This is a genomic window from Rhizobium sp. YJ-22 (assembly GCF_029601685.1).
Classification (GTDB): Bacteria; Pseudomonadota; Alphaproteobacteria; order Rhizobiales; family Rhizobiaceae; genus Metarhizobium.
Map to the genome: position 1 here is coordinate 256,024 of NZ_JARRIR010000004.1, position 11,480 is coordinate 267,503.

9 protein-coding genes are annotated in these 11,480 nt (G+C 61.9%); 5 read left to right on the forward strand and 4 right to left on the reverse strand.

Going from position 1 to position 11,480, the window contains the following annotated elements:
* Positions 1-453: 453 nt before the first annotated feature.
* Both P7F60_RS11775 and P7F60_RS11780 read right to left on the reverse strand, forming a co-directional pair.
* Positions 454-1,824, reverse strand: coding sequence for a PleD family two-component system response regulator (locus P7F60_RS11775; protein WP_277917915.1), 1,371 nt, complete (start codon positions 1,822-1,824; stop codon positions 454-456).
* Between the two features lie 11 nt (positions 1,825-1,835).
* The gene (locus tag P7F60_RS11780; RefSeq protein WP_028754034.1) at positions 1,836-2,207 is read right to left on the reverse strand and encodes a response regulator; all 372 of its coding nucleotides are present in this window, start codon (positions 2,205-2,207) and stop codon (positions 1,836-1,838) included.
* 146 nt (positions 2,208-2,353) lie between these two features.
* On the opposite strand from P7F60_RS11780, the gene P7F60_RS11785 reads away from it, so the two are divergent.
* The 4 genes from P7F60_RS11785 (at position 2,354) to P7F60_RS11800 (ending at position 6,091) form a co-directional block, all read left to right on the forward strand.
* On the forward strand, positions 2,354-2,644 hold the full coding sequence (locus P7F60_RS11785; RefSeq protein WP_277917917.1) for a DUF3572 domain-containing protein: 291 nt from the start codon (positions 2,354-2,356) through the stop codon (positions 2,642-2,644).
* The gene (locus tag P7F60_RS11790) at positions 2,634-3,299 is read left to right on the forward strand and encodes a hypothetical protein (RefSeq protein ID WP_277917918.1); all 666 of its coding nucleotides are present in this window, start codon (positions 2,634-2,636) and stop codon (positions 3,297-3,299) included. Before P7F60_RS11785 ends, P7F60_RS11790 begins: the two co-directional genes overlap by 11 nt.
* A 68-nt stretch (positions 3,300-3,367) precedes the next feature.
* Complete coding sequence (locus P7F60_RS11795; RefSeq protein WP_277917919.1) at positions 3,368-4,660, forward strand: DNA polymerase IV; 1,293 nt, start codon at positions 3,368-3,370, stop codon at positions 4,658-4,660.
* Between the two features lie 180 nt (positions 4,661-4,840).
* On the forward strand, positions 4,841-6,091 hold the full coding sequence (locus P7F60_RS11800) for a L,D-transpeptidase family protein (protein WP_277917920.1): 1,251 nt from the start codon (positions 4,841-4,843) through the stop codon (positions 6,089-6,091).
* 41 nt (positions 6,092-6,132) lie between these two features.
* On the opposite strand, the gene dnaE is transcribed toward P7F60_RS11800, so the two are convergent.
* Positions 6,133-9,627: a DNA polymerase III subunit alpha gene (dnaE, locus tag P7F60_RS11805; RefSeq protein WP_277918177.1), complete on the reverse strand. Its 3,495-nt coding sequence runs from the start codon at positions 9,625-9,627 to the stop codon at positions 6,133-6,135.
* A gap of 405 nt (positions 9,628-10,032) precedes the next feature.
* Between dnaE and P7F60_RS11810 the strand changes: the two genes are divergently transcribed.
* Positions 10,033-10,614, forward strand: a complete 582-nt coding sequence (locus P7F60_RS11810; protein ID WP_277917921.1) for a hypothetical protein — start codon at positions 10,033-10,035, stop codon at positions 10,612-10,614.
* Between the two features lie 173 nt (positions 10,615-10,787).
* On the opposite strand, the gene P7F60_RS11815 is transcribed toward P7F60_RS11810, so the two are convergent.
* Positions 10,788-11,471 carry an ABC transporter ATP-binding protein gene (locus tag P7F60_RS11815; RefSeq protein WP_277917922.1) on the reverse strand — a complete coding sequence of 228 codons (684 nt, stop codon included), beginning with the start codon at positions 11,469-11,471 and terminating at the stop codon, positions 10,788-10,790.
* Between the last annotated feature and the right edge of the window lie 9 nt (positions 11,472-11,480).

Here is an 11,480-nt window from a genome sequence, read left to right on the forward strand (position 1 = left end):
TAATTCACCGCCCAAGCTTTGTCCCCATATGGTTAAAGTCGGGGGCCTTGTTTCGTCTGATGTATTTTCAAATTGCAAGTCACGACACTATTTCAAAACTTGAAACGCGTATAACTTCAAATTCAGCAAGAAATATTGAAAAATCTGCATCGGCGACAAGAAAAATTCTCGTGACGAGCCAGCAGCAACCCGGATGCAGAGCCACTCCGGCGGGCCATATAGTCCGCTATTGCGTTGCAGGATATCGCTAAAGCTCGATCTTCTCCCGCAATCTCAGGAAAAGAAACTATCCGGCATTCATGTAGTCTTTACGACACCCGTGACGGTTATCCCCAGAGAATACCAGGCCGCCAACCTATCGGTATACGCGCGCGACGCAGCACGGCTTTCAGAGCGAAATCCACCTTTGCGTGCATACGAGTTGTCCCTCTTGGAAGCCGCACGCGATTCGTCTCAAGCAGCTGCCGCCACGACCCGATTGCGGCCGCTGCGCTTGGCCTCGTAGAGGGCGCGGTCGGCATCCTTGAGCAGCGCCTCCGGCGACGGTGCGCCCCATAGCGTCGAGGACAGACCGATGGAGGCGGTGATATGCAGGTCGACGCCGGCGCCCTTCAGGCGGAAGGGTTCGTTCTCGATGACCGCGCGCAGGCGCTCGGCGGCAGCGGTCGCCATCTCCGGCACGGTATCGGGCATGACCAGCACGAATTCCTCCCCGCCGTAGCGGCAGGCGAGATCGGCGCCGCGCACCGTCGAGCGAATGCGGCGGGCGAATTCCTTCAGCACCTCGTCGCCGGCATCGTGACCATAGGTATCGTTGACCGACTTGAAGCGGTCGATATCGGTGATGCACAACGACATCGGACGTGACCGCGCCTTGGCGCGCTGGAACAGCACGGCCAGGTGATTGTCGAGATAGCGGCGATTGTTGAGCCCGGTCAGCGCGTCGGTAACCGCCAGTTCGATCGTCTGCTGCACGCTGCTGCGCAGGCGGTCGTTGAAGCGCTTGCGGCGAATCTGCGTCAGGCAGCGGGCGATCAGTTCGTTGGGATCGATCGGGCGGACGATATAGTCGTTGACGCCGAGATCGAGGGCGCGCACCACCATCGTATCCGCCCCCTGCTCCGTCACCAGCAGCACCGGCACGAAACGGGTACGCTCCAGCGAGCGAAGCTGCGAACACAGGCGCAACGGATCGTAATCGTCGAAATTCGAATTGACGATGACCAGTTCGAACGGCGTTTCCGCCGCCTCAAACAGCGCCGCCTGCGGATCGGACATGGCCGTGACCTGCGCAATCGGCTTCAGCGCCTTGACGATGCGCTCCTGCGAGCTGCCGCGCCCGTCGACGAGCAGGACATTGCCGCTCTCGTCGTTGCGCATCTCGGCCTTCATCAGCTCTTCCATGCCGATGGTGTGCGCCGTCTCGGCGCGCAGGCGCAGTTCGTCGCTCAAAGCCTTGAGGCGCAAGAGGCTTTTCACGCGCGAGATGAGCTGCAGGTCGTTGACCGGCTTGGTGAGGAAATCGTCGGCGCCAGCTTTCAGGCCGCGCACACGGTCGGCCGGCTGGTCGAGCGCAGTCACCATGACGACCGGGATATGCATGGTCTTGGGATTGGATTTCAGCCGCTCACAGACCTCGAAGCCATCCATGCCCGGCATCATGATGTCGAGAAGGATGAGGTCGACCTGGGTGCGAGCGCAGAGATCGAGACAGGCAAAACCGTCGGCGGCTGTGAGCACGTCGAAATATTCGGCCAGCAGGCGGGCTTCGAGCAGCTTGACGTTGGCGGGAATGTCGTCGACGACCAGAATGCGAGCTGTCATGACGCTTCCCTTCAGGCGTCGCCGAGATAGGTCTTGATCGTCTCGATGAATTTCGGCACCGAGATCGGCTTGGAGACATAGGCTTCGCAGCCACCCTGGCGGATGCGCTCCTCGTCGCCCTTCATGGCGAAGGCGGTGACGGCGATGACCGGAATGACGTGCAGATCGTCGTCTTCCTTCAGCCACTTGGTCACTTCCAGCCCCGAGACCTCGGGAAGCTGGATATCCATCAGGATCAGGTCCGGCCGGTGCTTGCGCGCCAGATCGAGCGCCTCCATGCCGTTGCGGGTCTGGATGGTCGTGTAGCCGGACGCTTCGATGAGGTCGCGAAACAGCTTCATGTTCAGCTCGTTATCTTCTACGATCATGACCTGCTTGGGCATCCGACCTGTCCTTGAACCGAGAATGCGCGGCGCGCGCGTTTTAATATAGGTATGCGCGGCAGCTGATTCTATTCTGCTGCCGGGAGCGTAAAGTCATTTGGTTGAGAAAAAGGTAATCCAGACGCAAAATGCAGAAGAGACCGGAAATGCAGAAGATCGCCGCTGCCGACCCGCAAGAGGTTGCCATCGCCATACTTGGCTGGCTCGCCAACGATCCGGACATGCTCGGCCGCTTCCTGGCGCTGTCGGGCGTCGCCCCTATCGACCTGCGCGCCCATATGGCCGACCCCGGTTTCCAGGCAGGGCTGCTCGATTTCGTCATGCAGGACGAGCCGAGCCTGATGACCTTCTGCGAGGTCTCCGGCTTCGCACCGGAAGCGGTGGCGGCGGCCTGGAACAAGCTTTCCGGGCCGGGGCTGGCGTCCGGTGAGTATTGAGACCGATTGCCTGGCGGAAATCGCCGGCGTAACCCTCGGCGAGCGTCCGCTGATCGTCAGCGACGTCGACGAGGTCGTGTTCGAGTTCATCTCGCCCTTTTCCGCTTTCCTCGCCGCGCAAGGCTGCCGCCTGCTGCCGCGCTCCTTCCGACTGCATGGCAACATCGTCTGCGAAGCGGATGGCGTCGAAATCGAGGCACAGCGGGTCACCGACCTCATCGACGCCTTCTTCGGCGACCAGAACCGCTGGCAAAAGCCCGCTTGCGATGCCGTCGAGACGCTGCATGCGCTCTCCGCCGATCACGATATCGTTTTCCTGACGGCGATGAAGCCGCATCACAAGGCGCTGCGGCGCGCCGCACTCGACAGTTTCGGCCTGCATTTCCCGATGATCGCCACTGAAGGGCCGAAGGGCCTTGCGGTGCGCGAGCTGCATCGCAATCGCGCCCTGCCGGTGATCTTCGTCGACGACATCGACCGCAACCTGCAATCGGTGGCAGAGGAAGTGCCCTCCTGCCTGCTGATCCGCATGATCGCCAATGCGGATTTCCGCTCGCTGGCGGCGCCACCGGCCGCCGGTGTCGAGACCGTCGCAGGCTGGCGTGATCTGGCGGTGCGCATCCAGACTCACTGCAGCGCAGAGAATAGGGGATGACCGGCGGAGGCGCTTGAGGGGCGCCGGCAAAGGCGCTATGAAGAGATGTTCAACCTTTGTTCCCGATCATGACGCCGCAACCAGCAAAGATGCCGGGCTTCTGCCGGGATTGCCTCCGGGATGCACCCACCGAGGAGCGGCGTTGCCGCGCCTGCGGCAGCCCGCGGCTGGTGCGCCATGCGGAACTGCTGGACCTCACCATCGCCCATATCGATTGCGACGCCTTTTATGCCGCGGTGGAAAAGCGCGACAATCCCGAGCTTGCCGACAAGCCGCTGATCATTGGCGGTGGAAAACGCGGCGTCGTCTCCACCGCCTGCTACATCGCCCGCATTCATGGCGTCCGCTCGGCCATGCCGATGTTCAAGGCGCTGGAGGCCTGCCCGCAGGCCGTGGTGCTTCCGCCGAACATGGAGAAATACGTCACCGTGGGACGCCAGGTGCGGGCGCTGATGCAGGAATTGACGCCGCTGGTACAGCCGCTCTCCATCGACGAGGCCTTTCTCGATCTCTCCGGCACCGAGCGGCTGCATCATGCGCCGCCGGCACTGACGCTCGCCCGCTTTGCCCGCCGCATCGAGGCGGAAATCGGGATCAGCGTTTCAGTCGGTCTCTCCTATTGCAAGTTCCTCGCCAAGGTCGCCTCCGACCTGCAGAAGCCGCGTGGCTTCTCGGTGATCGGCCGCGAAGAGGCCCTCACCTTCCTCGCCGCCCGGCCGGTCACCACCATCTGGGGCGTCGGCAAGGCCTTTGCGGCGACGCTGGAGAGCGACGGGATCCGTATGATCAGCCAGCTCCAGACGATGGAGGAAGGCGACCTGATGCGCCGCTACGGCACCATGGGCCAACGCCTCTACCGCCTGTCGCGCGGTATCGACGACCGCGACGTCCATCCCAACGATGCCGCCAAAAGCGTCTCGGCCGAAACCACCTTCTTCGACGACATTCACCGCCATGACGATCTCGTGCCAATCCTGCGCGATCTCTCGGAAAAAGTGGCGCGGCGGATGAAGAAAAGCGCCGTTGCCGGCCATACCGTCGTGCTGAAGCTGAAGACGGCGGATTTCAGGATTCGCACCCGCAACCGGCGCCTCGCCGACCCGACCATGCTGGCCGACCGCATTTTTCGCACCGGGCTGACGCTGCTCGAAAAGGAAACGGACGGCACGAAATTCCGCCTGCTCGGCATCGGCGTCACCGATCTGTGCGATCCCGGCCGCGCCGATCCGCCCGATCTGGTCGACGCGCAGGCAACGCGGCGGGCGGCGGCGGAAGCGGCAATCGACAAGCTGCGCGACAAGTTCGGCAAGAAAAGCGTCGAAACCGGCTATACGTTTCGCCCGAACACATCCGATCAATAGCGCGTGATCCCCCGGCGCGGCCTTTCTTCCTGTACGCGGAAAGCGGGAAATGCTTCAGTTTCAGTGCCTGGCGCGGGATGCGCATCGAGGCGAAGCTTCTCCCGCAGGGACGACATTTCAAAACTTATTAAACTTCGCCGCGTAACGTGTCGCGATGTGTTTTGCGTATGGGGTAGCATCATGATGAGCCGCCTGGTTTTCGGCCTCGGCCTCCTGTCCACGACCGCTTTCGTCTCGCCGGCTCTCGCCGATGGCGCGCGCGACCTGCAGATCGTCGTGTCGAAGGACAATCAGTCGCTGGTCGTCTATGACGGCGGCCAGATCGTCGCCAAGTCCAGGGTTTCGACCGGCAAGGCCGGGCATTCGACGCCGACCGGCATCTTCTCGATCATCGAGAAGAAGAAGTATCACGAATCCAACATCTATTCCAATGCGCCGATGCCCTACATGCAGCGCATCACCTGGTCTGGCATCGCGCTGCACGAATCCAACAGCGTGCCGAACTATCCGGCCTCGCATGGCTGCGTGCGCCTGCCGGCCAAATTCGCCAAGGCGCTCTACCAGATGACCGAGCGCGGCGGCCATGTGATCATCACCGACCGGGCCGTGGCCCCCGAACCCTTCAGCCATCCCGCCCTGTTCAAGCCGCGCAATCCGGTGACCGATCCCGTGCTGCTTTCCGATGCCGATTTCCGGCCGACGACGCCCGACCCATCGCTGCGAAAGGTGGAGATGGCGATGAACGAGGTGCTGCCGAAGACGGGCGCGACCGCGACCGCCGTCATCGCCGACACCGCGCCGGTGCGCATTCTCATCACCCGACGCACCGACCGCGAGACACTGGTCGACGTCCAGACGATGCTGACCAGCCTCGGATATTACGCCAGCACCATCGATGGGCAGGCCGGACGGGCGACACTCGACGCCATTGCCCGCTTCAAGTCAGACAAGACGATTGCAGCCAAGGCGTTACTGAGCGAGGAATTTTTGGACGCGCTCTATCAGGCCGCCGGCAAGGGCCATCCGCCACATGGCCAGATCCTCGTGCGCCAGCGTTTTGCGCCGGTGCTCGAAGCGCCGATCGAGATCGCCGATCCCGAGATCGCGCTTGGAACCCATTTCCTGCAGGCCATCGACGTTCATCGCACTGCGGGCACCGCCGAATGGAATGCCATGACGCTGGAAAACCGCCTGTCGCCGGCAACGATGAAACGTCTTGGCATCACCAGCCAGGCAGACGCCGACGCTTCGGCTGCGCTGGCGCGGACGCTGGACCGCATCACCATTCCCGACGAGGTGCGACGCAAGATCGAGCCTCTGATCAGCGAGGGCTCGTCGATCACCATTTCCGACACGGGCCTTGGCCCGGAAACCGGTCAGGGCACCGATTTCATCACGCTGACCCGCACCGCCAGCAACCCTGCCGGCTGATGCCTGCCGTATCGTCAGTTGCCTGACCTGGAGTCAGGCAACTACACCAGTTCGACATCGATGACGCCGGGGGACGCGCGTAACGCTGCGGCAATCTCAGGCGAGATGCGGTATTTGTCCGATAGCTCCACCTCGATCTCGCGGCGGCCGTCTTCCTTGATGACGATGAACGACACCAACCCGTCGCCCTTGGCGTTGAGATGCGTCGCGACCGCCTTCAAGGGGCCGGAATCGCGGACATAGACGCGCAGCGCCTTTTGCATCTGCACCGATTTCTCTTCCAGCGACTGCGCCGTCTGGATGCGCAAGCCGATGCCTTCCGGCCGCTCCTCGGCGGCGACGGTGATGATCAGCGACTTGCCGGGTTCCAGCAGGTCGCGATACTGGCTCAGCCCTTCCGAGAACAGCACGGCCTCATACTGGCCGGAAGCATCCGAAAAGGCGACGATGCCCATCTTGTTGCCGGTGCGCGTCTTGCGCTCCTGCTTCGAGGTCACCGTGCCCGCAAGCCGGCCGGCGGTCGCGCCCTGTTTTACGGCGACGGAGAAATCGGCGAAATTCTGCACGCGCATCTTCTTCAGGATCGCGTCGTAGGAATCGAGCGGATGGGCGGAGAGATAAAAGCCGAGCACCTGGAATTCGCGGTGCAGCCGCTCGGAAGGAAGCCAGGCGTTATAGGTCGGGAAGGTGATTGTCTCCGGCCCGGTGGCGGCGCCCGAGCCGAACATATCCGACTGGCCACTCGACTTGTTTTCCTGGGCGCGCTGGGCGTAACCGATGACGCGGTCGAGGCTGGCGACGAGTTGGGCGCGGTCATGGCCGAAACAATCGAAGGCGCCGGCGCAGATCAGGCTTTCGAAGACGCGCCGGTTGACCTGCTTGGGATCGATGCGCAGGCAGAAATCCTCGATACTGGCAAAGGGCGCATCGCCGCGCACCGCCATGATATGCTCGACCGCCGCTTCGCCCACACCCTTGATCGCCGCCAGCGAATAGAAGATGCAGTTCTCGCCGACTTCGAACAGGCGATGGGAGGTTTGCACCGAGGGTGGCACGACCTTGATTCCGAGGCGCTTGGCGTCCTGGCGGAAGTCGTTGAGCTTGTCGGTGTTGGCCATATCGTAGGTCATCGACGCGGCGAGAAACTCGACCGGGTAATGTGCCTTCAGATAGGCCGTCTGGTAGGAAACGATAGCATAGGCGGCGGCGTGCGACTTGTTGAAGCCGTAATTGGCGAATTTCGCCAGGAGATCGAAGATCAGGTCGGCCTGCGGCTTCGAAACCTTGTTGGCGACGGCGCCGGTGACGAAGCGCTCGCGCTGCTGGTCCATCTCCGCCTTGATCTTCTTGCCCATCGCGCGGCGCAGGAGGTCGGCCTCGCCGAGCGAATAGCCCGAGAGAACCTGGGCGATCTGCATCACCTGTTCCTGATAGACGATAACCCCTTGGGTCTCCTTCAAAAGGTGATCGATCATCGGATGGATGGTCTCGATCTCCTCTTCCTGATGCTTGCGGGCATTGTAGACAGGGATGTTTTCCATCGGGCCGGGGCGATAGAGCGCCACCAGCGCGATGATGTCCTCAATGCAGTCAGGGCGCATACCGATCAGCGCCTTGCGCATGCCGGCACTTTCCACCTGGAAGATGCCGACCGTCTCACCGCGCGACAGCATGTCGTAGGTCTTGGGGTCGTCGAGCGGGATCGCCGAAAGATTGATCTCGATGCCGCGGCGGCGGACGAAATCCACCGCCGTCTTCAGCACCGTCAGCGTCTTGAGGCCAAGGAAGTCGAACTTGACGAGCCCGGCCTGCTCCACCCATTTCATGTTGAACTGGGTGACCGGCATGTCCGAGCGCGGATCGCGATACATCGGCACCAGCTTCGACAGCGGCCGGTCGCCGATGACGATGCCGGCGGCGTGGGTCGAGGCATGGCGATACAGGCCCTCGATCTTCTGGGCGATATCCAGCAGGCGGGCGACGACCGGCTCCTTGTCCGCCTCCTCACGCAAGCGCGGTTCTTCCTCGATCGCCTTGGACAGCGGCGTCGGGTTGGCGGGGTTGTTCGGCACCAGCTTGCAGATCTTGTCGACCTGGCCATAGGGCATTTCAAGCACGCGCCCGACGTCGCGCAACGCCGCGCGCGCCTGCAGCGAACCGAAGGTGATGATCTGCGCCACCTGCTCGCGGCCATACTTGCCCTGCACGTAGCGGATCACCTCTTCACGCCGGTCCTGGCAGAAGTCGATGTCGAAGTCCGGCATCGAGACGCGGTCAGGATTGAGGAAGCGTTCGAACAGCAGCGAAAAACGCAAGGGATCGACATCGGTGATGGTCAGCGCATAGGCAACCAGCGAACCCGCGCCCGAACCACGCCCCGGCCCGACCGGAATGTCGTTCTGCTTGGCCCATTTGATGAAGTCGGCAACGATCAGGAAGTAGCCGGGAAACCCCATGCGCTCGATAACGCTGAGCTCGAATTCCAGCCGCTCGCGATAATCCTGTTCGCTATAGCCGGGGGCAATGCCAAGCAGGGCGATGCGGTCTTCCAATCCTTCCTGCGCTTGCCGGCGCAATTCCGCCGATTCAGCGCGCTCGGCTTCGGCCGGATCCGCTGTCGCGCCGGTGAATCGCGGCAGGATCGGCTTGCGTGTACTCAGGATGAAGGAGCAGCGCCGGGCGATTTCGACGGTATTTTCCAGTGCTTCCGGCAGATCGGCGAACAGTTTCGCCATCTCCGCGCGGCTCTTCAGGTAATGGTCCGGCGTCAGCCGGAAACGGCTGTCATCGGAAACGATGGCATTGTGCGCCACGGCCATCAACGCATCATGGGCCTCGAAATCGTCCGGCGACGGGAAGAAGGCCTCATTGGTGGCGACCAGCGGCAGATCGTGCTCATAGGCGAGGTCGATCATCTTCGCTTCGTGGCGGCGGTCGTAACCCCTCTGGCGCTGAAGTTCGACATAGAGCCGATCTGCGAACAGACGTTTCAGTGCCGTCAGGCGATGGACCGCCACCGCGCCGTGGCCCTCGCGCAAGGCGCAATCGATCGGCCCGGTCGACGCTCCCGTCAGCGCAATCAGCCCCAGCGTGCCGATCTCTTCCAGCCATGAAAGCCGGATATTGACGGCGCTGTTTCCCTCGCCGCCGAGATAAGCGCGGCTGACCAGATCGACCAGTCGTTCGTATCCGCCGGCATCGGCGGCCAGCAACACGATAGAGGGCAGCTTAACGAAAGTTTGCGGCCCGCGCCGCTCCGCCTCCATGCCGTCTTCCATGTCGATGGCGATCTGGCAGCCGATGATTGGCTGCAAACCATCGCCGATCGCCTTTTGTGCGAATTCCAGCGCGACGAAGAGATTGTTGGTATCGGTCACGGCAATCGCCGGCTGGCGGTCGGCAATTGCCTTGCTCAACAACTTCTTGAGCGGCAGCGCCCCTTCGAGCAGCGAATAGGCGGAATGCACGCGCAGATGAACGAACTGAACCGGTTCGCTTGGCTTGCCATTCGTTTCCACACTGCTTTCAGCACCCATGACGATCTTCCGCATCCACCAGACTCATCTCCTATTTTCGAACGGGAAGGAGGACGAGTCCAGCACGGGAAAGACGTTATGCAGGGCTTTGACACGATATCTGAAACAGGCGGAGGAACATCACGGGAACAGGGAATAACAGCGACGCTTCCGGACAGCGCCGGAGCCACCGGAAAGTTCAAATAGCCAGAACGATGAAGCAGACGCTTGTGACGAAAGTGACAATGGATGCGAAGGCTGCGATATCGCGAATAACATCGGTCATTGCTGATCTCCATTTCGTTATGTTCTTATCATGTTCTATTTATGTTCCGTCGTCAAGCCACATTTGCGCAGATGCTGGACGATGCTGGACCGGCCGATGGCCGGGCGCTATTGCTGGTGACGACAGCAAGGGAGACAGGAATGAAACGGCATATTCTGGCTGCAGTCCTATTCGGTATTCCGGCGGGAACAGCCATGGCGCAGGACTTTCCCGCCGACCGCATCATCGCGGCGGCGACCGGTGACTGGAACAAGGACGGCGCGCCGGATCTTGCACTGCTGGTGGCGCCCGGCGACGACAGCGACATGATCTCCATCGACATCTTCTTGCAGAGCGACGATCACAAGCTGCTGAAGCCGGTCGCGCAGGCGCGCGACAAGATTTTCGGCAATTATAGCCATGACGGGCTCTATGGAAACGATCCCGACATCAAAGCGCTCGGCAACGGTTCGATTGCCGTCACGTCCCAGCAAAATGCGATCGGCCGAAATCGCTGGGAGCAAACACTGACCATCGCCTATCGCAACGGCGATTTCGTCGTCGCCGGCTATACCTACAATTATTACGATACGCTCGACCCCGACGCTGCCGGCAAGTGCGACTACAATGTCCTGACCGGCAAGGCGACGGTAAACGACAAGCCGGCCAAGGTCGCGCCGAGGACGATCAAAATCCAGGACTGGGACGAGGAAAAGGATCGCGGTCCCTGCCCGACCGGCTAAGACGCCGATGGCAAGACAAAAAGCCATCCGCGGCGGGCGCTGCGGATGGCTTTTTCATGCGATAGCGCGTTTCCCGGAAAAGTGGATACCGGTTTTCCGTCCGGAGATGCGACAAACAAAGCGTTGGAGCGTTTTCGCGATTTAAGGAAATCGGAAATGCTCTCGCGAAATCGTCAGATTTCCTCGACCTTGCCGTCGGCGATGGTCACGCGGCGGTCCATGCGCGCGGCAAGTTCATGATTATGGGTGGCGATCAGGGCGGCGAGGCCGGACTGGCGCACCAGCGCTTCCAGAGCATCGAAGACGTAATGGGCGGTGGCGGGATCGAGATTGCCAGTCGGCTCATCGGCCAGCAGCACCAGAGGCGCATTGGCGACGGCGCGGCCAATGGCGACGCGTTGCTGTTCGCCGCCGGAAAGCTCGGCCGGGCGATGATCGCCGCGATGCGCGATGCGCATGTAATCGAGAAGCTGGCCGGCGCGCTCGCGGGTCTCGTTCCACGGCAGGCCGCTGATGAGCTGCGGCATCATGATGTTTTCCAAGGCGGAAAACTCCGGCAGCAGATGGTGGAACTGGTAGACAAAGCCGATATCGGCGCGGCGGATGGCGGTGCGCTCGTCATCGCTCAGATTGTTGCAACTGCGGCCGTTGATCAGCACTTCGCCGGCATCGGGATGTTCGAGCAGGCCGGCGACATGCAGCAGGGTCGACTTGCCGGTTCCGGACGGCGCGACCAGCGCGACGATCTCGCCGCGATGCAGCGTTAGGTCGGCGCCCTTCAGGATGGACAGGACGGTATCGCCCTGGCCGTAGCGGCGCTCGATCCCGGAAAGCTGCAATGCGATCTGCCGTTTCATCGATGGTGT

What these genes read in the sequence shown, in the direction of transcription:
- P7F60_RS11800 (WP_277917920.1), top strand. Translation starts at nt 4,841, where the DNA reads ATGATGAGCCGCCTGGTTTTCGGCCTCGGCCTCCTGTCCACGACCGCT.
- P7F60_RS11810 (WP_277917921.1), top strand. Translation starts at nt 10,033, where the DNA reads ATGAAACGGCATATTCTGGCTGCAGTCCTATTCGGTATTCCGGCGGGA.
- P7F60_RS11795 (WP_277917919.1), top strand. Translation starts at nt 3,368, where the DNA reads ATGACGCCGCAACCAGCAAAGATGCCGGGCTTCTGCCGGGATTGCCTC.
- P7F60_RS11785 (WP_277917917.1), top strand. Translation starts at nt 2,354, where the DNA reads ATGCAGAAGATCGCCGCTGCCGACCCGCAAGAGGTTGCCATCGCCATA.
- P7F60_RS11775 (WP_277917915.1), bottom strand. Translation starts at nt 1,824, where the DNA reads ATGACAGCTCGCATTCTGGTCGTCGACGACATTCCCGCCAACGTCAAG.
- P7F60_RS11815 (WP_277917922.1), bottom strand. Translation starts at nt 11,471, where the DNA reads ATGAAACGGCAGATCGCATTGCAGCTTTCCGGGATCGAGCGCCGCTAC.
- P7F60_RS11780 (WP_028754034.1), bottom strand. Translation starts at nt 2,207, where the DNA reads ATGCCCAAGCAGGTCATGATCGTAGAAGATAACGAGCTGAACATGAAG.
- dnaE (WP_277918177.1), bottom strand. Translation starts at nt 9,627, where the DNA reads ATGGGTGCTGAAAGCAGTGTGGAAACGAATGGCAAGCCAAGCGAACCG.